At 43.2% G+C, this 22,749-nt stretch carries 16 protein-coding genes; 11 read left to right on the top strand and 5 right to left on the bottom strand.

Annotated elements, in window-relative coordinates; all coding sequences use genetic code 11:
• Positions 1-2: 2 nt before the first annotated feature.
• Positions 3-2,447, bottom strand: coding sequence for a TonB-dependent siderophore receptor (locus tag ACFSKL_RS09385; protein WP_376885648.1), 2,445 nt, complete (start codon positions 2,445-2,447; stop codon positions 3-5).
• A gap of 363 nt (positions 2,448-2,810) precedes the next feature.
• Here ACFSKL_RS09385 and ACFSKL_RS09380 point away from each other — a divergent pair, with 363 nt between their 5' ends.
• The 11 genes from ACFSKL_RS09380 to ACFSKL_RS09330 all read left to right on the top strand — a co-directional run bounded on the left by ACFSKL_RS09380 (position 2,811) and on the right by ACFSKL_RS09330 (position 19,114).
• Complete coding sequence (locus tag ACFSKL_RS09380) at positions 2,811-5,240, top strand: TonB-dependent siderophore receptor (RefSeq protein WP_376885646.1); 2,430 nt, start codon at positions 2,811-2,813, stop codon at positions 5,238-5,240.
• A 155-nt stretch (positions 5,241-5,395) separates the two neighbouring features.
• Complete coding sequence (locus ACFSKL_RS09375; protein ID WP_376885644.1) at positions 5,396-7,771, top strand: TonB-dependent receptor; 2,376 nt, start codon at positions 5,396-5,398, stop codon at positions 7,769-7,771.
• A gap of 81 nt (positions 7,772-7,852) precedes the next feature.
• Positions 7,853-10,207, top strand: a complete 2,355-nt coding sequence (locus ACFSKL_RS09370) for a TonB-dependent siderophore receptor (RefSeq protein WP_376885643.1) — start codon at positions 7,853-7,855, stop codon at positions 10,205-10,207.
• 48 nt (positions 10,208-10,255) lie between these two features.
• On the top strand, positions 10,256-11,473 hold the full coding sequence (locus tag ACFSKL_RS09365; RefSeq protein ID WP_376885642.1) for a PepSY-associated TM helix domain-containing protein: 1,218 nt from the start codon (positions 10,256-10,258) through the stop codon (positions 11,471-11,473).
• A 108-nt stretch (positions 11,474-11,581) separates the two neighbouring features.
• Complete coding sequence (locus ACFSKL_RS09360; protein WP_376885640.1) at positions 11,582-13,936, top strand: TonB-dependent siderophore receptor; 2,355 nt, start codon at positions 11,582-11,584, stop codon at positions 13,934-13,936.
• 480 nt (positions 13,937-14,416) lie between these two features.
• Positions 14,417-14,743, top strand: a complete 327-nt coding sequence (locus ACFSKL_RS09355; protein ID WP_376885638.1) for a DUF6686 family protein — start codon at positions 14,417-14,419, stop codon at positions 14,741-14,743.
• 70 nt (positions 14,744-14,813) lie between these two features.
• Entirely contained in the window at positions 14,814-15,485 is a 672-nt protein-coding gene (locus tag ACFSKL_RS09350; protein WP_376885636.1) for a nickel uptake transporter family protein, read from the top strand.
• A 95-nt stretch (positions 15,486-15,580) separates the two neighbouring features.
• Complete coding sequence (locus ACFSKL_RS09345; protein WP_376885634.1) at positions 15,581-15,910, top strand: hypothetical protein; 330 nt, start codon at positions 15,581-15,583, stop codon at positions 15,908-15,910.
• 5 nt (positions 15,911-15,915) lie between these two features.
• The gene (locus tag ACFSKL_RS09340) at positions 15,916-16,212 is read left to right on the top strand and encodes a hypothetical protein (RefSeq protein ID WP_376885633.1); all 297 of its coding nucleotides are present in this window, start codon (positions 15,916-15,918) and stop codon (positions 16,210-16,212) included.
• Positions 16,209-17,834: a PepSY-associated TM helix domain-containing protein gene (locus tag ACFSKL_RS09335; protein ID WP_376885632.1), complete on the top strand. Its 1,626-nt coding sequence runs from the start codon at positions 16,209-16,211 to the stop codon at positions 17,832-17,834. The genes ACFSKL_RS09340 and ACFSKL_RS09335 overlap by 4 nt, the downstream gene beginning before the upstream one ends.
• 272 nt (positions 17,835-18,106) lie before the next feature.
• Entirely contained in the window at positions 18,107-19,114 is a 1,008-nt protein-coding gene (locus tag ACFSKL_RS09330) for a glycoside hydrolase family 43 protein (protein ID WP_376885630.1), read from the top strand.
• A 130-nt stretch (positions 19,115-19,244) separates the two neighbouring features.
• Here ACFSKL_RS09330 and ACFSKL_RS09325 read toward each other — a convergent pair whose 3' ends face one another.
• From ACFSKL_RS09325 to ACFSKL_RS09310, 4 genes are all read right to left on the bottom strand, one after another.
• Positions 19,245-19,772 (bottom strand): hypothetical protein, encoded by a 528-nt coding sequence (locus tag ACFSKL_RS09325; RefSeq protein WP_376885628.1) that lies wholly within the window; start codon positions 19,770-19,772, stop codon positions 19,245-19,247.
• Positions 19,773-19,882: 110 nt separating this feature from the next.
• The gene (locus ACFSKL_RS09320; protein ID WP_376885627.1) at positions 19,883-20,806 is read right to left on the bottom strand and encodes a hypothetical protein; all 924 of its coding nucleotides are present in this window, start codon (positions 20,804-20,806) and stop codon (positions 19,883-19,885) included.
• A gap of 138 nt (positions 20,807-20,944) precedes the next feature.
• On the bottom strand, positions 20,945-21,790 hold the full coding sequence (locus ACFSKL_RS09315) for a hypothetical protein (RefSeq protein ID WP_376885626.1): 846 nt from the start codon (positions 21,788-21,790) through the stop codon (positions 20,945-20,947).
• Between the two features lie 127 nt (positions 21,791-21,917).
• On the bottom strand, positions 21,918-22,715 hold the full coding sequence (locus ACFSKL_RS09310; protein WP_376885624.1) for a LytR/AlgR family response regulator transcription factor: 798 nt from the start codon (positions 22,713-22,715) through the stop codon (positions 21,918-21,920).
• Between the last annotated feature and the right edge of the window lie 34 nt (positions 22,716-22,749).

Below are 22,749 nucleotides of genomic sequence, written 5' to 3'. Positions count from 1 at the left end.
ACTTAAAAGGTATAGCTGATAGTCCCCAAAACATTTCTAGGCGCTCCCGGGAACAACCGGATATAATCATAGCCACCCACCCAATGGGTTTTGTTGCTCAGGTTGTTGACATTAAGCTGCAAGCGCATATTTCCACTGGTATAATAAACAGCCGCATTGAGCAATGTATAGCCCGGTATGGTCTGGCTTGCATTGAGGGATACATTTCTTTCTGTTACGAAATTGGTTCCGAATCCAAATCCCAATCCCTGAAATGATCCCTTGTCAAATTCATATTTGGTCCAAAGATTCCCCTGATGTCTGGGGGCATTGGGTTTCTGACGGTTAAGATCTCCCTCATTGGGGCTTTCTGTGATACTGGCATCATTGTAGGCATAGGAAGCCAGTACGCTCCAGTTCATCAAAATCCTCCCTGTCACATCAAATTCAATCCCTTTGGCAGTTTCTTTTCCTATTTGTTCAAGCAGGTCTATTTCTCCAAGAACGGGATACAATGTGTTTCTCTGCTCAATTTGATAGATTGCAGCTGTGACCTCAAGTCGCTTGTTGAACCACTCAGACTTCATTCCGAATTCCACCATGTCGCTGATCAATGGGTCAAAAGGACCTCCAGCGTTGGGATTGGAGATCACAGAAGCAGTCTGGGGATTATAGCCTTCCACATATGTCCCATAGACATTGATGTTTTCAGTAGCTGAGTACACCAACCCAAATCTAGGCAACAGCACATTTTGGGTTACCTTGGTTTCTGTGGGCTTTTTGTATTCCTCAAAATCAGTATAGAATTCATAGCGAAGCCCAAGCATTGCCTGAAACTTACCCCATGTGATCTGATCCTGTACATAGACACCGTTGAGATGGTAAAGCGTTGGATCAAAGCCTCTGGTCAAATAGTGATACTTGCTCACGTCGAGCATTCTTTGGGAAGCAATGGGGTCATTCAGGTCAAAATGTGGGACGTTTGGCACTGGATTGCCAAAATTATCCAATAGATAATTTTCTCTTTCCGAAGGTCTGTAAACATTGATTGAACCTGTATCGTCCGCATTCCTATAGCCAGATGCCGTTAGTTGCGAACCTCCAGGGGGCTGGATTTCCTGGGCATAATCATAGCCTACCACCAATTTGTGTTCTAGGGGACCTGTGTTTCTGTCAATGTTGAAAAATGCTGAAAAATTATCCACATAACGGCTTCTTTTTCTGATGAAGATCTGTCGGGCAACCATATCGCCCATGGTATCCCCATTTCCATCCAACGCATAGGCATTGGCTGAGCGATGCTCACTGAGGTCTTCATTGTAACCTGTTTTCATGTAAGAAGCATTGAAACTGGCCCAATGGTTGAATCTGTGGTTCAATGAAGTAGTAACGGTGTAGGTTTGCTCTTTTAAATAATCGCTTGCTGTATTGAGGGAAAGGGAAATGGGGGTTGCATATATATCATCCTGGAATGCCGATTGCCCCCTGTCCAACCTGCTGTTCGAATTGTTGAAAACCATATCCAAGTTTACCCTTGTTTTCTCTGAAGGGATAAAGGAGAATGACGGTGCGATGACGATGTTCTTGTCAAATTGGAGATCCCTGAAAGTCTGGGCATCTTCATAGCCGACATTCAGCCTATAAAGCAAAGACTTGCTGTCATTGACAGGTCCTGTAAAATCGGCCAAAGCCCGGAATGTGTTGAAACTCCCCACTGAAAAAGAAAGGCTGTTGCGGGTAATATCCAAGGGCTTTTTGGTGACACGGTTGACCACTCCACCTGGACTCGCATTCCCGAACAGGGCTGAAGAGGGCCCTTTGAGAACTTCTACCCTTTCCAGAAAATTGATCAAAGGCTGTTTCCAAAAACCTGTGGTGGTCCTCATGCCGTTGACGAGCTGTGTATTTGAAGATCCGTTGATTCTAAATCCCCTGATAGTAATGTCATCATAAAAGGTAAATTGGTTGACACCGCTGAAGTTTTTGACAGTTTCCCCTGTCCGCATCAGACCTTGGTCATGGATCAATTCCTTGGTCACATAAGACACAGACTGCGGCAGGTCTTTGATGTTGGTTTGGGTTTTACTTCCAAGGAAAGTGGAAGTGTTTTTATACCCATCTTCTTTTCTTCCGATAATTTCCACTGCCTGAAGTTGGGAAAATGATTCTTGAAGCTGAATCTCCCTGTAATTATGTCCACCTTTGATGGCTATTTTTTCAATAACCGGATCAAAACCCAGATATGAGACTTTGATCGTATAGGTTTTTCCTTCAGAAAAATCCAAGTCAAAACCCCCATCCAAACCGGTAACAGTTCCAGAAAGGGTTTCTACCACCTGTATACTTGCACCTACTATGGGATTTCCATCCATACCGTTGACTTTCCCTTTTAATGTGTAATTGGACTGGGCAAAACTTGCCTGACAGGCAAATACCCAAAGAATCATAATAGTAAATGCTTTATTCATTTTATTTAGATTGATTATTGATAACTGCAAAACTATGAACGGAAATCTATAATTCAATCTTTATTTAGATTTAATTTAAATAAAGAATATTTATCGTTTTTAGGATTCCATAGTCAATTCAAAAATCGAATGGATAAACTCAAATCCAGAAACAGAGTGAATTTCATATGTGAAAATTATAAGTCCCTATAATATGAAACAGACAAGGACCATTTTTCAGAACCTTATCTAGCCTAGCAGCCCATCGTCTATGATCTTTCAAACTCCATAGAAAAATATTATTTAAAATAATTCTAAATAACATATGAACACAAACTGGTTCACTCTACTTTTGTATTAATTTAGATTTAATCCAATTAAGTAATGAGAACATATTTATCAATTCACGGGTACGCCAAAAATGTACGGTTGTACACAATATTCATCATGGTTTGGTTTTCGACATCCATGGATTTATTAGCCCAAAATCAATCAGCCATACAAGGAAAGGTCCGGAATGAACAGGGCCAAGCACTAAGCCATGTCAGCATCTTGGTAAAAGGCACACACCAAGGTACATTGACAGAGATGGATGGTTTTTTCCGTATCAGCAACTTGGAAAAAGGCCAGCATTTGTTGGTAATTTCACACATAGGATATGGCACACAAGAAAGGGCTGTACAGCTATCTGACAACCAAACTTTGACGATTTCAGATGTTATTTTGAAAAACAGCGAAGGCAACCTCCAGGAGGTTACTGTCACCGATAGGAAAATCAATCCTTTTGATGGCAAAGAATCAGACTATGCAGCACGCATGCCGCTTGAAAACCTTGAAAACCCACAGGTATACAATGTAGTCACCAAAGAACTCATGGAAGACCAAGTCATTGTCGGTTTTGATGATGCCTTGAAGAATGCACCCGGAGTACACAAGCTGTGGAGCTCCACCGGAAGAGGTGGAGATGGAGCGGGGTTTTATTCGATGCGGGGATTCAGCGTACAACCCCGCCTGATGAATGGCATAGCTGGGATTTCAAATGGAAGCCCAGACCCCGCCAATATCGAAGCCATAGAAACTATCAAAGGACCATCTGGGACTTTGTTTGGAGGCAGTCTGGTTTCCTTTGGAGGCTTGATCAATGTGGTAACAAAAAAACCATATGAAGGTTTTGGTGGGGAGGCTACATTCACCGCTGGTTCTTTTGGTCTCAGCCGAATCACCGCAGATATCAATACGCCTGTGGATAAGGCGGAAAAAATCCACTTCAGGATCAACACTGCCTATCACCAAGAAAAGAGTTTTCAGGATGCCGGCTTTAGAAAAAGCTTTTTTGTGGCACCATCCATCTCCTATCAGGTAAATAACCGCCTATCCTTTATGGTGAATACGGCGTTTTTCGATTCTGAAAGCACCAATCCCCTGATGCTATTCCTAAACCGAAGCAGGGAATTGTTGGTAAACAGCCCAAAGGATTTAGGAATCGGATACAAGCGATCCTTTACCAGTGATGACATCACCATCAAAAACCCCACTGTCAATATCTATGGGCAGGCCAACTATAAAATGTCAAACAATTGGGTTTCCCAGACCAATATTTCCAGAAGTGTAAGACAGGCAAACGGCTATTACCAATATGTCATGTTTATCATGCCGGGAGACTCTTTGCTGAACAGATACGTGAGCAACCAGCATTCAACCAATATCGTGACCGACATCCAGCAAAACTTTATCGGAGACTTCAAAATTGCCGGGATGAGAAACAGGCTGGTAGTAGGTCTTGACCTGTTTCACCAACAGGCTTTCAACAACAACTCTGCCTACATTGTCTTCGACACAGTCAGTACAGCCAGGGTGGATCCTCGATATACACAACTAACCCGATCTGCTGTAGATGCCCGCTTGGGACAAAACACAAACCCTACCAAAAACGAAACCAATGTATACACCTACAGCGCCTATTTTTCGGATGTATTGAACATCACAGATCGGTTGATGGCCATGGTCAGTTTGCGTGTGGACAGATTTGACAACAAGGGCTCATACAATCAGCGTACCGATGCCACTTCAGGCGATTTTGCACAGACCGCATTCTCTCCAAAGCTCGGGGCAGTCTACCAAATATTGAAAAATAGGGCTTCCGTATTTGGAAACTACATGAACGGTTTTCAAAATGTAGCACCTATCACCCAGCCGGACGGATCCATAGACATATTCGACCCCCAGCATGCCAACCAGTGGGAGATTGGAATAAAAACGGAGCTGTTTGACGGAAAGGTGACAGGCAGTGTCAGCTACTATGATATCTATGTGCAAAATGTCACCAGACCTGACCCAGACAGGGTTGGATTCTCCATACAGGACGGAAATATCACCAGCAAAGGCATAGAAGCCGAGATCATCGCAAACCCTATCCCAGGACTCAATATCATCGCAGGATATGGCTTCAACGAAAGCAAAAACGACAGGACTGCCGAAGGTATAGATGGAAGAAGGCCAGTCGCAGCCGGTCCCGAACACTTGGCCAATATCTGGGCTAGTTACAGGGTCGAACGCACTGCATTGAAAGGATTGGGGGCAGGGGCAGGGGCAAATTTCGCCTCCGAAAACCTGATCACCAACTCCGCCGCCACAGGCATATTTGCACTTCCGGCATACACCGTCTTTGGGGCGACACTCTTTTATGACACCCCGGCCTACAGGATTGGATTGAAGGTAGACAACCTGACCGACAAGCAATATTGGGGCGGATGGACAACTGTGGAACCGCAGATGCCAAGGAGGATTTTAGGGACTTTAGCTTTCAAGTTTTAACAGAAAAAACACCTCACAATTTCCATTGACAGTAATTCTGACAATGGCCCATTCTCGCAAATCAATTGGGTAGAGCTAAAAAGATGCCTTTGGTTTCTGTGCCAAGCACAGCCCTGTAAGGCCGCATCAATACTTCGCTCAAAAAAAACACCAACATGAAAACAACCACATACTACCTCCTTCTTTGTCTACTCTTGGGCAGTCCTACATTGCTTGCACAAGGTTCCGGTATCACCATCTCTGGAACTGTACGGGAAGCAGGCAAAAAAACACCCATAGCCTATGCGACTGTCATGCTTAGGGGTAAGGTTGACGATCAAATGATAGATGGAACGACCACTGATGATGATGGGAAATTTGAGTTATATACAACATATGGGGATTTCTACGTCGAACTGAGCTTTATGGGATATCTCACCAAAAAAATTACGGATTTTGAATTCGAAGGAGCACATTTAGACTTGGGCAACATTTTTTTCGAAGAAGATAGCCAAACCTTGGATGAAGTGGTGATTCAGGGCGAAAAATCCCGCACAGAATTCCAACTGGACAAAAGGGTCTTCAACGTTGGGCAGGACATTGGCAGTACTGGGGCAAGCGCACTGGACATTCTTAACAACATCCCCTCGGTAAGTGTCAACATAGAAGGACAGATCAGCCTGAGGGGAAGTCAGGGAGTTCGTATCCTGATCAATGGAAAGCCATCCGTTCTGGCCAGCGAGCAGGGGAATATCATGGGTACCATCACTGCCGATATGATCGAGCGGATAGAAGTCATCACCAATCCCTCCGCCAAATACGAGGCGGAGGGTACTTCGGGGATCATCAATATCGTCCTAAAAAAAGAAGGAGAACAAAGTCTGAGTGGATCCATCACAGTCAATACCGGCATGCCCAACAACCACAGTTTGGGCTTAAGCCTGAACAAAAGGACTGACAGACTGAATCTATTCACCCAATTGGGAATAGGATACCGTACATTCCCCAGGCACAATGAGACTTTCAGCAACGATCTGTCTACCAATAATGAGCTTAATACATTGAGTGACAGGGATTTCAATGAGGCGTTTTACAACCTGATTTTGGGAACTGATTACAGAATCAACAACTCAACGGTTATTAGCCTATCGGGCCAGTTTGCTTATGAAAAGGAAACCACCGATTCCAACAATGACTACACACTCAAAAACCCAGAAGGAATCCTGACCGATGCCTGGTCACGAAAAGAGGATTCCTATGCCGACAATCCCAAATGGCAATCCGAATTGCAGCTGAAAAAGGATTTTGACGATTCTGGAGACCATATTTTGCTGATAAGTGGTACGGGAGCATTCTTCCGCAAGGATCAGGTATCAGATTTCCAAAACCAAACCACAGTCGGCAACTCCCCAAATGCATTTCAGAAACTGAATACAGATTTCAAAGAAGGCATCTATACATTCAAGCTGGATTATACCCGACCATTGGCAGAATACTATGAATTGGAAACGGGGGCGCAGTATGTCATCAATGAGGTTTCCAATGACTACGGAGTTCTTGATCTGAGGGAAGACGAATGGGTTCCCAACATGGATTTCACAAATATATTCTTGTTTGACCAAGATGTGTTGGGAATGTACGGCACCGTGGCCAAGGAAAAGGATAAATGGGGTGCAAAACTTGGATTAAGGTATGAATACAGTTCCCTGGATACAAGATTGGAAAATACCGGAGAAAAAAACAGGCAGCATTATGGTGACTTTTTCCCAACTGTCCACACCTCATACAAGTTTTCCGACCAATACTCCATCCAAGCAGGATATTCGGCAAGGATTTTCAGACCCGGTCTTTGGGAATTGAATCCTTTCTTTGCATTACAGGATAATTTCAACATCTATACAGGAAATCCCAACCTCAGTCCTGAATACACAGATTCCTACGAAGTGACCTCCATTTTCCATTGGGACAAAATATCCCTCAATGTGGGGGTCTACCAGAGACGAACCACCAATGTGATAGAAGAGGTGCTGACTGTCCAGGATAATGTGAGTATCAGGAAACCCGACAATGTAGGCTTCAGCCGAACCACCGGCCTGGAACTCAACGGAAAGTACACTCCCTGGGAATGGGCTTCGATTGATTTTGATTTGAATTACAATGCTTTTTCCCGAAAGGGAGACTACAACGAGCAATCTTTTGACTTCAGCGGAGACCGATGGATCTCAAGGATGATGACAAAAGTCAAACTCCCCAAAGACTTCGACCTTGAAGCTGCCTGGAACCACGAATCCGCCTACAAAACCTTGCAACTGGATATCCTTGAAAACTACTACTTCGACCTCGGTCTACGAAAAAAGCTATTGAAGGGAAAATCTGTAATAAACCTCAGCGTACGTGATGTATTTGCCAGCAGGAGATACCGTGCCATTTCTTCCGGACAAGGGCTAGAGTTCAACAGACTGGGCATGCAGGGGCGCTTTGTGACATTGGGAATCAGCTATGGAATCGGCAAAGGAAATGCCATGGAGTTTTCCGGACAAAAGAGTTTCTAGCTTCACCAGATCATCAAAAATCCACATACGATTACCCAAAAGCCACTATTCAATAACATAATAATTTCTACCACAAACAAAATGAAAAATTACATGTACAATCCAATAGCTAGAGATCAAAAGTCTCTAGCAACATACTTATTTATCCTACTCTCTTTTTCCTGTTTTTCAACCACCCAAGCCCAGCAAAACACTGCCAGCATCCAAGGAAAAGTCCTTACTGAAAAAGGCCTGCCTCTCCCCTTTGCCAATGTTCACCTCAAAGACAAAAACAAAGGCGCACTGACCGGTGAAAAAGGCCATTTCTCCATTGAGCAAGTGTCAGCGGGAAAATATTTGTTGGTCATTTCCCATTTGGGTTATACAACCAAAGAAATACAGATCAAACTGGAAAACGGACAGGCACTAAGCGTCCCTGCTGTTCGTCTACTGGAAAATGGCAGCGATCTCAATGAATTCACCGTTACTGACAAACGTATCAATCCCTATGGAAATAAAAAGACAGTATATGTGGCAAGGATGCCACTCAAAAACCTGGAGAATCCACAGGTGTTCAGTATTGTCAATAAGGAGTTGATGGAGGAGCAGATTATGACAGACATCAAAGAACCATTGCGTTCTGCTCCCGGGGTGGTTCCGGCGGATTACATTACAGGGATGTTCAGTATCGTGTCTAGGGGGTTTAGGGTCTGGAGTTATGCCAGAAATGGATTGGCCACCTCGGTTTGGAGATCTGGGACTGAGATTGCAAACCTTGAGAGAATAGAATTGATCAAAGGCCCTTCGGGAACACTTTTCGGATCAAATGTCTCTTCATTTGGAGGGGCCATCAACCTGGTTACCAAAAAGCCACATTCCGAATTTGATGGACAATTAGGCTATGGCCTTGGAAGTTTTGGCCTGAGTAGGTTCAATGTGGATGTAAATTCCCCACTCAACAAGGAAAAGACCTTGCTTTTCCGCCTGAATGCGGTTCACCATCAACAAAACAGTTTCAATGAATTTGGAAGAGGAAAAAGGCTTGCCGTAGCACCAAGTCTCTCTTATCAGGTCAATGACCGTCTTTCAATCCTTTTTGATTTGGAGTATATGAAGAGCCTGTCCACCCGTCTACCAATGACACTGTTGGAGTCCGGTGCTGATTTTGGCAGTTTCAAGGATATTCCTATGGAATTTGAAAAGTCCTTTTTTCTAAATGACCTGCAAAGTGACTCGGAAGCGATCAAATACTTTACAAGAATCCAGTATCAGCTAGGTGACAACTGGACTTCCACTACAGATATTTCCCATATCAACGAATACAACGAAAATGGTTACCAGCCCTATCACCAATGGATAGACAAAACAACAGTACTTCCCTACGTGGTGAACTTTGGCCCCAGAGAAAGGACTTCTGCGAATTTCCAACAGAATTTCAACGGCACCTTTTACACTGGTCAGTTTCATCACAACATGCTGGTGGGCTTAAGTTATGAATACCTCCACGAATCTACCATCAGCCGAAGGAGTTTCTCTTTTGATACACTTGCCATGCCACAGTCCTACCGGCACATCGGCAAAACCAAGGTCGATCAGGTTTTGGCTGATCCATCGGTTGTAACATCAGGCCTATTGGGCCAAAATTCCCTTGGTGCCTATATATCGGATGTCATCAAGTGGACTGATCGCCTATCTACCATGCTCAGTGTTCGCTGGGACCGCTTTGAAAGAACGGAAGGAAGCCCATTTACCCAAACTGCTTTCTCTCCAAAACTTGGACTGATCTACCAACCTGTAAAAGACCAGGTATCCCTGTTTGTCAATTACATGAATGGCTTCCAAAATCAAGCTCCGAGAGATCAACCGGATGGCAGTATTTTTATTCCCAACCCAGTATTTGCCAACCAGATGGAAGGAGGGGTCAAGACAGAACTTATGGGCAACAAGCTGAATGCGACCATCAGTTATTACCACATAAGCATCGACAATGCCATCCGAATGGGTGATGACCAATTTACTTTTCAAGATGGAAAGCAGGTCAGCAAGGGAGTTGAAGTGGAATTGATAGCCAACCCCATCCCCGGCTTGAACATCGTAACAGGATATGGCTTCAACGAAAACAAAATCGTCCGGGCGGAAAGCTTCGAAGGCAATCTGGTACAGGGAGCACCTCAGCACATGATCAACTACTGGGTGAGTTACCGAATGCCCATCAAATCCATCAAGGGGATAGGCCTTGGTGTGGGTGGAAACCAGGTAAGCGAAACTTACTACAATGCCAGCAATACCATGGTAATCCCTTCCTACCACCTGCTCAATGCCACGGCATTTTATGAGAAAGACCAATGGAGATTGGGGCTTAAGCTCAATAATATCACAAACGAGCGATACTGGGACATTTCAGGAAACCACCAGTTTACAAGGAATTTTGTGACCAACTTTTTATTTAGGTTCTAACTCATGTATTACTGAAATGAACAATATGTAATTCATAAATCTGAATCCATGATTCCAATCAAAACCCTTATCAAAAAGCTTCACCTCTGGCTCGGAATCACTTCAGGACTGGTGGTAGTCATTCTCGGTATTACGGGTTGCATCTATGTATTTGAGGAAGAACTGAAGCAATTGGTATACCGACAACGCTACAATGTCAATCACTCTGGGCATGCTCCCCTGCCAATTGAAGAATTGCTCCCAATAGCACAGGAGGCCTTGGGAAAGGATAAGCCAGTGATAACAATCAGGATACCTTCCGAATCCGGAAAAAGCTATCATTTCTCAACTTACAAGAGTGATCCCGAAGGCTGGAATTACTTCAATACTTCCAAATATCACCTTACTGCCTATATAAACCCTTACAGCGTAGAGGTATTGGCGGTAGAAAATACCCGTCTGGAATTCTTCCGAATTGTACTTTGGCTCCATTACAATCTGCTCTTAGGCAATGTCGGAAAGCAAATAGTCGGTTGGAGTACCGTAGTTTTCATCCTACTGTTGATCACCGGATTGGTCCTGTGGTGGCCCAAAAACAAAGCCGCCGCCAAACAACGGTATTGGTTCCGATGGAAATCCACCACAAAATCCAAGCGGAAAAACTATGACCTCCATAATATACTTGGCTTTTACCTATTCAGCCTTGGTCTCGTCATTGCACTTACCGGACTGGTTTGGGCATTTCCCTGGTTTAACCAAGGGGTAGACTGGTTGGCAAATGGCGGAAAAAATTCCCCAAAGAGGATTTCTGAATATGCGGATTTTACAGAGGCCCCAAAGAAAGAAGGAATTCAGGATCTCATTCTGTATGACCTGAAACAAAAAAATCCAGATGGCCATCGATATGAGATACGGAAATTGGAAGGAACATTTCTCTTTCAGGGGCTGACACTTTATAAAAATAGCTACCAGAGACACCGGTTTGACATTTACCAGTATCATCCCGAAACGGCAGAAGCCCTGGAGCAGCTTACCTATGCGGATAAAACCAAGGGGGAAAAACTAAGAAGCATGAACTACCCCATCCATGTAGGGAGCATTTTGGGTCTGCCCGGTAAAATCCTCGCTTTTTTTGCCAGTCTGATAGCAGCAAGCCTTCCCATCACGGGTTTCATGATCTGGTATAATCGGGTGTATGGAAAAAAGAAAAGTAGAGACCATCAAAAACCTGCTATGGGAAAACCTTCCAAATTTAAATCCAAAAACTTGCCCAGCATCGAAACATGATTGGATTTCCAAACACCATAAACATGCTTTTCCAAAAAGGACATTGTCGGAAATAGCCTGTCAATATTTAACAACAAACTTCAATGATATTCATAAAATAAACTTACCATGAAATTGACCTTTAATCTAAAACTCAGCATCATCCACACACTATCCTGCTTGATACTGCTCTCAGGTATGGTGCAATCAGTACACGCCCAGCAACAAACTGCCTCAATCCAGGGAAAAATCCTCAACGAATCAGGCAAACCTGTCTCCTTTGCCAATGTATATCTGGAAGGCAAAAACAAGGGAGAACTGACGGATGAAGATGGTTTTTTCTCCATCGACAGACTCTCCGCCGGGAATTACCTTTTGGTAATTTCCCAGTTGGGATTTGCCAAGAGGGAAATCCCAATCAAGCTCTCCAATGGACAGTCACTTACCGTTCCCGACATCAAACTCCAGGAAAATGGCAGCGATCTCAATGAATTCACCGTTACTGACAAACGTATCAATCCCTATGGAAATAAAAAGACAGTATATGTGGCAAGGATGCCCTTGGACAATCTGGAAAACCCGCAGGTATACAGTGTGGTGACCAAAGAACTGATGCAGGAACAGGTCATCACTGACATCGGCGAGACAGTAAGAAATGCATCGGGTGTAGTCCCTGTAATCTACGCATCTGGGGGATTCGGAACGACATTTCGGGGATTCAGCACAGGTATCAACGCCCGAAATGGTATGGAAGCTGCCACTGGCCGCTCTAGTCTTGACATCGCAAATGTAGAGCGGATCGAAATTTTAAAGGGGCCTTCAGCCACGCTTTTTGGTGCCAATGTCTCTTCTTTTGGGGGAGTTGTCAACTTGGTGACCAAAGTCCCCTTGGAAGAAAGACGAACTGAAATTTCCTATACAACGGGAAGCTTCAACCTCCACCGAATCTCTGCAGACGTAAATACATCACTCAATGATGATAACACAGTATTATTGCGGGTTAATACTGCCCTAAACAGGGAGAAAAGTTTCATGGATTATGGCTTCAACAATACCTTTATGATAGCCCCAAGCTTACTTTTCAAAGCTTCAGACCGGTTGACTATAACCTTGGATATGGAATATTTCAATGCAATCAGCACAAGACCCCAATATTCCAGGTATACACCCAATTCAGGAATCACCAGTCCCAAACAACTTCAAATTGATTACCAAAAAGCCCTCTTCCATGAAGATGCAGACTCACAGACTGACGCAACTAAGCTCTTTGCCCAAGCCAAATATCAATTGAACAACAACTGGACTTCTACCACCTTATTTTCCTTCCTCAATGAGGATGTCAACCATAGTTACCAGGCCCAACCCACTTGGATATCCCCTACAGAAGTCGCCAGATCTGTAGGTATGTGGGGACCAATCTATGCAAACTACACCAACTTCCAGCAAAATTTCAATGGTGAAGTCAAAACAGGCAGCATTGACCACAAAGTTCTTGTAGGTATTAACCTAAGGGCCTTCGATGGCAGAAGTGAAGCCAAGGGGGCAGGTTTTATTGACACTGTCAACGTCACCAATGAATTTAGACCACTCAGAAGAGAGGAAATGGATGCCCATCTGACTCCTAACTTTTATCCAGGATGGCACAGTCACAATGACCTTACCTACAGCGCATACATTGCTGATGTCATTCAACTAACAGACCGCTTATCCACAATGCTAAGCTTGAGATTGGATCATTTCAAAAGACCTGATGACGGTTCTGTGGCAGGCTTTGAGCAAACTGCACTGGCTCCAAAAGCAGGTGTGGTATATCAAGTTGTAAAAGACCAACTATCTGTATTTGGGAACTACATGAGTGGATTTCAGAATCAGGCACCAAGGACACAACCAAACGGTCAACAAATGGCGATAGACCCGATATTTGCCACACAATCGGAAGGTGGTGTAAAAGTAGAATCCTTCCAAAACAGATTGACCACTACATTCAGTTATTACCATATAGCCATAGACAATGCCGTACGTGTCAATGCCGATGGATTTGCTATGCAAGACGGAAAACAAGTAAGCAAAGGACTTGATGTAGAAATCATTGCCAACCCTTTTTCAGGCTTGAATATAATCGCAGGTTATGCCTATAACGACAACAGGATAATCCAAGCAAGTGATGAATCCATTGCAGGAAACAAAGCCGCTGATGCACCGGAACACGTCGCAAACTTTTGGGCTTCTTACACTTTCCAGCACAAGTTGAAAGGCTTGGGAATAGGATTTGGAGGCAACCATGTCGGACAGAGCTACATGTTCAGCGATAATGTATTTGCTATCCCTTCCTATACATTACTCAATGCCACTGCATTTTATGACCAAGGGAATTGGAGAGTTGGGCTAAAATTAAACAACATCACCAACGAAAAATATTGGTCATTTTGGGGAGTAGCGCAGGCACCTACCAACTTTGCAGCAAACCTAAGCCTTAGGTTTTAGAGATAGAAGCAAGAAGCGAAGCCTGCCCCGGTGAATATCGGGGAGACAAGAGGCAAGATTCAAGACAAAGTGTCATGTCCTGAAATTTGAGTTACGACTACGTCACCTCGACGGCAGGAGAGGTCTCTTTACTTGGACTAAGTGGCATTAATGAAGATTGAAAACAAAAGAAAAACAATTAAATAAAGTGTCAAGTATTTTCAGGAAGTGACAGAGTCTGTCCCAAAAGTATCCTTAGATATGGACTGTAGTTAAAAATGCAGTAGGGAGAACCAAAATATTTTCAATAAATTCTCTTCCCTCTCATATTATATAAAACCCTTTTGTCTATGATCTTTCAAACTCCATAGAAAAATATTATTTAAAATAATTCTAAATAACAAAAGCAACAATAAAGGATATTTCTATATTTGTTTTTATTAAAACTTAATCTAAATAAAACCAAGTCTTCATACCTCAACAGGTCTAAACAAAACTGAGATGAGTGAATGCAATACGGAAGTAATATTGATGAAAGATGGATTTATCCTTACACGTTGCGAGCATTGTGACAGGATTTGCCTGATGTACCAGCAATTCATGATCCGGTTGAACTCCCAGGACTTTGGTGCATTTATGCGCTATATAGAGCATATGGAATTTGAGTCACATTACTTTCCATTTTATGACGGAATCGACAGGATCGTTTTGGAAACCTACCATCCAGATATCCAATTCACTTTGATGGAAGAAGAGTTTTACATGCTAAAAGCCTACCTCCAAGAAGCCAAAATGCATCTGCAGATCGCAGAACTCCTGAAGCAATGAGTTTTCAACCATTATAAATATCCCGAACAAATAGACAATCAACCTTATGAATACAAAGCAACTATTACTAATGGCAACATTTCTTTTCACCATCACATCTGCATGGTCCCATGCCCTTTGGATAGAAACTTCCCCGATAGGAAAAAAGGGTGAAAAGCATGAAATCAAAGTCCATTATGGCGAATATGCAGAAGGCAATACCGAAGCCTTGGCCAACTGGTATTCAGATACCAAGGAATTTGAATTGTGGGTGATCTCTCCCTCTGGAGAAAAACAAAAGCTTGCGACGACTCCACATGACAAGTATTTTGAGACTTTTTTCACCCCTGAACAGGATGGTGAATACTCCCTCTACATCAGCCATGCAGCCAAAGATTTGGGTGGAAAAACCCTCTATCAATTCAACACCTCGGCTTCTGTCAAAGTAGGGCAAACCGACAGCTTTATACCAGCTGAATCTATCGCCAACGACTTGAAAATCATCCCCCACAGCGACAATTCCTACATTGTACTCTACAAAAGCCAAGTTGCCTCAGGCATTTCTGTAGAATTGGCAGGTCCTACAGGTTGGTCAAAGGTATTCACCACCGATGAGCTGGGCATGGTTACCATCGAAACTCCCTGGGAAGGAGCATATCTGCTCGAAGCCACCAAGAGTATCAAGGAATCTGGCCAGCACCACGACAATACGTATGAGGCCATATGGAGATGCGCAACCTATAGGTTTGATTTAATTTTTTGATTGTATAGTGTTTTTTTTCAACATTCCGCCAGTCTGAACTGCTGACGGGATGTTCTTTATTACTAAAACCGAAAGCAAAAACAATAGATCTAGACATGTATACAATTATAATCGGGTTTACAACTTTAGGATTTATCCTAAACTACCTCAGTTCCAAACGGGTAATCCTCACCTCACAGACTGGATTAAGAACATGGGCTTATGCCAATACCTTCAAAAGCAAAGGCTTGGGTTTGGCAGCCTTAACTATTGGGCTGATCCTTCACATCATGCATTTAGGCCTTGGTTCTGGTATCTTCTCATATCTGGTGACATTGATGACTGTAGGAAGCCTTGTCGTACTCCTCTATCCACTAAATGTATTCAATTTCAAATCCCTTTTATTGGTTTTCGCAATCAGCCTGAGTCTCGAACTGTACCTATAAGCCCTATGCCAGCCAATAAAAAACACCTTTCTTCTTGGACACAGCGTTTGGCCAAAATCAGTGCAGGCTTTGTCGGAGGCTATCTGGTCTCGGCATCAATGTTTATTGCCTTGGCCTTTTGGACTGACCATATCAATATGGTCATGAGTTTAAGGTTTGCCGGGTTTATAGTTTGGGCTTTCTTGATGGTTTTTGCCTTCCTCTCCAAAAACGGTTGGAAAACCTGGGGAATCTACCTGTTGGTTACTGCAGTATTTGCGGTCGCCATCTACTTTGGACAAATATATAGACCAATACCATGAATATCAGAAATTACAACATCCTCTTCCACACCCATACAATCAGTGGAATCATCATCAGTGCAGCCCTGTATGTCATTTTTTTCGCAGGATCCTATTCTTTTTTCAGGGATGATATAGAGGCATGGGAGAGAAATGAACCAGTTACGGAAAGCATATTTTTGGAAACCGACTTCAATCGGCTATTGGATACATTGGCTTCCCAACATGAACTGGCCAATCGGGATATCACCATCCGCCAATATAAGCTCAGCCAACGGGCCAACGTAAACATTTCCGCCACCAAAGACACTACCCAAAGCGCAACTAGTGAACGTAGCAGTTTCTTCTACACCAATCTCAAAGACTTTAGCTCCACAGACTATAACAGTTCTTATACACTGGGTGAGTTTCTGTACAGGCTTCATTTTTTTGCACAACTGAACTTATATGGCCGCTCCGGTTACATCCTTGCGGGCTTTGTTTCATTTTTCTTTCTCTTTGCGTTGATTACCGGTGTTTGGATACATTGGGACAAGATCATCTCCAATTTCTATCTCTTCCGTCCCAAAGCCAAGCTCAAAAACCTATGGACTGATGCACACACTGCATTGGGGATTTTGGGACTCCCCTATCAGTTTATTTTTGCTGTCACTGGTGTCTTTCTGATCATCGGCACTACCGTGATGGCACCTCCGGTTCTCTCGCTGATTTATGGTGGCGACCAGGAAAAGCTCTACGAAGACATGGGCTCCAATCCCCCTGCCTACGAACTTAAGCACCAAAAACTCGAAAATATCCCAGACATCAACCAATCGCTAAAAAAAGCGACCGAAAACTGGGGGTATTTTGAATTAAAATCCATCTCGTTATTTTCTTACGGTGATCAGAACATGCACATTGCCATTGAAGGTGCACCTTCCACCAAGTCCAAATTCACTGGGAAAGGCCAGATAATCTTCAATGCCCATGATCAGGAACCCATTTATCACATGGATCCATACGGCAATACCAGCTACCTCCACGCATCCGGTGATGTATTGAGAAAGCTCCACTTTGGCGACTTTGGCGGCTTGGGGCTAAGGATTATCTATTTTATCCTTGGCTTGGTTTCCTGTGTGGTAATCCTATCAGGAGTCATGGTTTGGCTCGTGGCAAGGGACAAAAAAAGCACTCCGGACACCAAGCGGAAATTCAATGCTTGGCTGGTGTGGATCTATCTGGCTATATGCTTGGGCATGTATCCCGCTACAGCAATTGTATTCTTTGCTGTCAAAGTATTTTTGACAGAACTTAGCCCTGATCGCATGAGGTTTATATTCCAGGTATTCTTCTACAGCTGGCTGGGGATTACCATATTATTAACAGCACTCAGGGACAACCGCTCGATCACCAAATACAGCTTGTTGACGGGAGCCATCATCGGACTCGCAATCCCTATTGCCAACGGCCTGGTAACGGGGAATTGGTTTTGGAACACTTTCAACAGTGATCAAATCCAACTATTCACAGTGGATATGCTTTGGCTGCTCACTTCTTTGATTTCTCTTTGGACTGTCTGCAAAATGAAGCGAAAAGAAAACCCAGAACCCGCTTCTGAAACCATTGCCAAACCGAATAGGGAACATGTACTCCAAAACACTTGAAGATGTCAAGGCTACGCCCCTATGGGTTTCTACTATTACTTATTTTCTACGAAGATTGCAGAGCTACGCCCTTTGGTACAGATCGGTCAACCTTATTCTTTTTCCTTTGCGACCCTAGTGCCCTCAGTGGCATAACCTTCAATACTTTTCAAACCACCCCTAGCTGGAAATCAGAATAATTTGATTGGAAATTTTTTAAATGTCAAAAATACACTAATTTTATATCACATGAATTTACATAAACCCTTTTTCAAAAAACAATAAAAACCCCGATGAAGTATTTACAAAGTATCTGCCTGGCAATAGTATTGGCTATTGCCTTTTCCACCCCCCTGTTTTCCCAAGAATTGACATTCAACAACCCCATAGCAGAGCAACGTGCAGATCCTTGGGTCTACAAAAATGACGATGGTACCTACTACCTGATTGCTACCGTGCCGGAGTATGACAAGATTGTGATCAGGAAATCCAAGAGCATCAATGGATTGAAGAATGCCGATGAAAAGACAGTATGGCTCAAGCATGACAAAGGTGTGATGGGACATCATATCTGGGCACCCGAATTGCATAAAATTGATGGGAAGTGGTATATCTATTTTGCAGCAGGAGAGGCTGAAAACATCTGGAATATCAGGATGTGGGCTTTGTCCAATTCCTCAGAAGACCCCATGGAAGGTGATTGGAAGGAAGAAGGCCAAATCAAGACGGATATAGATTCTTTTTCCCTTGATGCCACAGTATTCGAGCACAATGACAAAAGATATATGATCTGGGCGCAAAATGTACGGGGAGGTGCCCATGGAACAGCTTTGGTCATGTCTGAAATGAAAGACCCTACGACCTTGACAGGTCCTGAGATAATCCTCACGGAACCGGAATTTGGCTGGGAAAGAGTCAAATACAATGTGAACGAAGGTCCGGCTGTGATCAAAAGAGATGGGAAAATCTTCGTAGCCTATTCCGCAAGTGCCACCAATGACAACTATTGTCTGGGTTTGCTTTGGATAGACGAAGACAAAGACATCATGGATATTTCCAATTGGAGTAAGTCTCCCGGTCCAGTATTCTATTCCAATGAAGATCACCAAAGATTTGGCCCTGGCCATAACTCCTTCACATTGGCAGAGGACAATGAGACCGTCATCATGATCTATCATGCAAGGGATTATAAGGAAATCCAAGGTGAGGAGCTATCCGATCCCAACCGGGCAACCAGGGCAAGAGCCATCAAATGGACGGAAAGTGGATTCCCTGATTTCGGGCAAAAAGTACGGGATTGACTTTGATTAACCTGGAAAACCCGGCGTAAAAGAATCTATGTTTTGGCATAAACCAAGCAAAAAAATGAGAGGTAAGTAACACTATTGCCGAACGGAGCCAGATAACAGTCTCCGTTCGGCAAATAGAAACCTATTTGAGTTTAAATGCAACCCCTACATTCAGCCATCCCCAGTTATTTCCCAGCTCACCATACATCCCAACGTTTTCGGTAAAGTAATACCTGGCTCCAACATGGACAGCAGGATACAAACCACTGTTAAAAGAATACATGCTTCCCATTCCTTCAAAGTTGAATTGGCGGAAGTAAAGCCCCAAGCCACCGTAGATATCCCATCTGTCATCTGTCAGTTCAAACAATTCGTTAAAATGGTAGGAAGCTTTGGCACCTACAAACAATACATTGAGCCCACTGAGTGAGACAAAACCAAGATCTCCACCGATCCCTATAGCCCCCTTTTCCAACTTGGCGATGCCGTACTCTACACCAGCGCCCAAAGGCAATCCCCAGGAACCACCATAAGAAAAGGTATTGCCAAGTCCCAACCCTGCCTGAATGACCCAGTCATCTTTTTGAAATGATTGTGCTTGGCTCTCAAACTGTAGTGACACTCCCAATACAAAGGCTAAAAAGACAGCAATAGTTAATTTTAATTTCATAATACTTATAATTTGTAGTTTAAGGTACTTGTTGTTTTAATCAAGATTTTAGATACGCAATAAGAATGCGATTCAATCAATTTTTTCAGGTATAAGCAGCTACCTAGAGTTTAATCTTCTCCTTCCCCAAAGAGAATTGCGAACATTTGAAAGGCGATGGTCATTTCATCATCCTTGTAACTGTAGATTGGCTCGGTTTCGGTGATAGACATTTCTTGTGCAGTGACTATTCTTGGTGTCACCTCGGTGAATTGATACACGATTGGATAAGCGAGGCCATTCACGAGGTATGCATTGATTTTCATGATCCCCCCATCCTCTTCAAGATAATATGGATGTAGGAAGTTGACTGAAGCAGGCATCTGTTCCGAAGTCCAGACCTCCAGTTTATAGGGTGCCGTTTCTACCGATTTTCCGGTATACACATGTTTTCTGCACAGGTATCCCGCCACCAACTCAGTCTCTTGGGTACGCTGGATATTGTAAAGCCCCCCATCGATGGACGTCTGTGCGAAATCTTTCGAAAAATCTTCCTCAGTATAAGTAAAGCTGAGCTGGTTAGCTTCATTCCAGCGGGACTGCATGTAATACTGCCCCAATAAGGTCTTCTTGTTTATCTTGTTTTCCCCACGGTAAGTCAATGCTTCAAATTTTGCCAAAGCTTCATCACCCTTGACATAGACTACATTGTCGATCAGTGGCATGAACATGATAGACATCATATATCCCAGTTGGCCCAAACCGTCTCCATTTTCATCAAATGAATCTTCAAACTCCATCAAGGCGGCAAGCTCCTCCTCCGTAAAACCAGCGATTATTTCCTCCATCTGCTCATCCATATCCCTGGAGGGATCTATTTGCCGGTAGATTTCTATCAGCAGTGATAAGGCTGGAGATCCTTCCATAGAAATATCGATATCGATTTTCCCTTCGGTAAATTGGTCTTGGACAGGGTCAACAGTAGGGACTTTGTCCTCGTCTGAACATGATGCAAAAAACAATACTGTAAACAGCATCAGTAGATTCTTTTTCATAATTGGTTTGGTTTGTTTAAAGATGGTAATACGCAATGAAGGCACCTCGCTGGGGTGCCATAAGTTTGGGACGGCAATACCATCCCAATTTATTATCCTAGGGCAAGTGTTATCCCCAAGTTTAGTCTTTACCCGAAATCAATCGTCTATACCTACATCTATGGATGCGATTTTCACATTGCCGATATATACACGGTCATTTCGTTCCATGTTCCTTCCCGGGGCATTGATAAAAAAGTACTTGGCTGATTCTGGATACATCATTTCCGTATCCAGCACTTTGTATTTGTCAATATACACTTTCATCCAGCTTCCATTGGTCACTTCTATCTCCACACGCATTGTCCTACGGGCATAGTTGCCCAATGGAAATTCAAAATTATCTTTTTTACCTACTTCACTGACGAATTTGATATTGCTGTAATTCCCCCAATAATTGAGTTTTACGCCAGAAACAGCACTATACCACGTATCATTGAGTTGGTTGCTCCGGTGGAAACCAAAGTAAAAATCATCTTTGATAGATGCTTTTTCCAGCCTGGTCAGGACATCAAATGTGATGGTAAAATTCTCTGGAAGCTCTTCGATTTCTGCAATTTTATAATTGTTCTTGTTATGAAACTGAAGCCAACGGCCTGGTACCCCAGGAACTTCAACTACAGAGCCACCTCCACTGCTTTTCCATTTTTTGGCCATACCGCCAATTGATTCGGAACTGAAATCATCTTCGAATATTAATGCACTTCCCGGCTTGAAATCATAGATTTTTTCAGGTAAATCACCCAAGATCCCCGCAGAAGATTCCTCGCCTACGCTTTTGTTTTTGTCTGTAGGACTGCCGTTGATGACCTTATCAGCTTCTTTCTCAATTTTCTTTTCAACAGATTTTTGGATATTCTTTAATATCTGGGCCGAAACATCGTTAGCTCCGAAGGAAAGAAAAACCATCGTCAAAAACACAAATGGAATTACGTATAATTTCATAAACAAGTATAGTAATCGTGGATAAGTCTAATATTCAATATATAAAATTATAAAAATGTATCCTGAATACTCTCGGAAAAGAGTACCTATTTAGAATTCGCCTTGTTTTATTGAGAATTTGAAGCTTTTAGCTTAGGCTTTCAAAGTAAGCCATCAGCAAAGCCCGCTTGTTTTGTGACACCGGGACAGTGATGTCATTTTCCAATACTAGAAGATTGTTTTTTTTCTGAAATGATTTGATATAGCGAAGGTTGACCAGATGGGATTGGTGTATCCGCATAAATCCACAGGGTGCCAGCTTGGTTTCGTAGGATTTCAACGGTTGGGAAACGGTGATCCTCTCCCCATCACAAAGATGGAATATTGTATAATTGTTGTCTGACACCGCCTGAAAGATATCCATCACCTTGACAATATGGATGTTGTCCGTACTTTTCAGGACGATTTTTTTATTGTCATGCTCCTTTTCTTTAAAGTTGAGGAAGAAAGTCTCCAATTGCTCTTGAAATTGCCCCATATCCATTTGCCTGAGCACTTTGTGTACGGCATTGAGCAAGTCATCTGGTGTGAAGGGCTTCAACAAGTAATCCAAAGCGCTGTATTTGAAAGCTTCTACTGCATAGGTAGCATATGCGGTTGTGAATATTATCTTGTATTCCTTGCCGGGAGCGGTTTGCCTTAGCCTGTCCAACAGCTCAAATGAATCGCCATCTGGAAGGTTGATATCCATAACCAATAATTGGGGGCTGTTTGAAGTAATCATCACCTCTGCCTCTTTCAGATCTTTGGCTTCCAATATGACGGAAAATTCATCACTCCCTACAAGGATATCCTTTACATAGGAGCGGCTTTGCGCTTCATCTTCGATGATGAGGCAAGAGATTTTTGGCTTGTCGGCATTGTCTTTCTCAGAAATCTGATACATATCAGGGTCTTATGGGGCTATCGTTTGGCTTTTA

Origin of the sequence: Belliella marina, from assembly GCF_042682445.1 — a bacterium.
Taxonomy (GTDB): domain Bacteria; phylum Bacteroidota; class Bacteroidia; order Cytophagales; family Cyclobacteriaceae; genus Belliella; species Belliella marina.
Note: the sequence above shows the minus strand (reverse complement) of the source record. Positions and strands in the feature narration are given on the sequence as shown.

Bases quoted from the DNA above. Each gene is read 5' to 3' on its own strand.
- ACFSKL_RS09375 (WP_376885644.1), top strand. From the start codon at position 5,396: ATGAAAACAACCACATACTACCTCCTTCTTTGTCTACTCTTGGGCAGT.
- ACFSKL_RS09335 (WP_376885632.1), top strand. From the start codon at position 16,209: ATGAATATCAGAAATTACAACATCCTCTTCCACACCCATACAATCAGT.
- ACFSKL_RS09385 (WP_376885648.1), bottom strand. From the start codon at position 2,447: ATGAATAAAGCATTTACTATTATGATTCTTTGGGTATTTGCCTGTCAG.
- ACFSKL_RS09370 (WP_376885643.1), top strand. From the start codon at position 7,853: ATGAAAAATTACATGTACAATCCAATAGCTAGAGATCAAAAGTCTCTA.
- ACFSKL_RS09310 (WP_376885624.1), bottom strand. From the start codon at position 22,715: ATGTATCAGATTTCTGAGAAAGACAATGCCGACAAGCCAAAAATCTCT.
- ACFSKL_RS09360 (WP_376885640.1), top strand. From the start codon at position 11,582: ATGAAATTGACCTTTAATCTAAAACTCAGCATCATCCACACACTATCC.
- ACFSKL_RS09350 (WP_376885636.1), top strand. From the start codon at position 14,814: ATGGCAACATTTCTTTTCACCATCACATCTGCATGGTCCCATGCCCTT.
- ACFSKL_RS09320 (WP_376885627.1), bottom strand. From the start codon at position 20,806: ATGAAAAAGAATCTACTGATGCTGTTTACAGTATTGTTTTTTGCATCA.
- ACFSKL_RS09345 (WP_376885634.1), top strand. From the start codon at position 15,581: ATGTATACAATTATAATCGGGTTTACAACTTTAGGATTTATCCTAAAC.
- ACFSKL_RS09340 (WP_376885633.1), top strand. From the start codon at position 15,916: ATGCCAGCCAATAAAAAACACCTTTCTTCTTGGACACAGCGTTTGGCC.
- ACFSKL_RS09365 (WP_376885642.1), top strand. From the start codon at position 10,256: ATGATTCCAATCAAAACCCTTATCAAAAAGCTTCACCTCTGGCTCGGA.
- ACFSKL_RS09315 (WP_376885626.1), bottom strand. From the start codon at position 21,790: ATGAAATTATACGTAATTCCATTTGTGTTTTTGACGATGGTTTTTCTT.
- ACFSKL_RS09380 (WP_376885646.1), top strand. From the start codon at position 2,811: ATGAGAACATATTTATCAATTCACGGGTACGCCAAAAATGTACGGTTG.
- ACFSKL_RS09355 (WP_376885638.1), top strand. From the start codon at position 14,417: ATGAGTGAATGCAATACGGAAGTAATATTGATGAAAGATGGATTTATC.
- ACFSKL_RS09330 (WP_376885630.1), top strand. From the start codon at position 18,107: ATGAAGTATTTACAAAGTATCTGCCTGGCAATAGTATTGGCTATTGCC.
- ACFSKL_RS09325 (WP_376885628.1), bottom strand. From the start codon at position 19,772: ATGAAATTAAAATTAACTATTGCTGTCTTTTTAGCCTTTGTATTGGGA.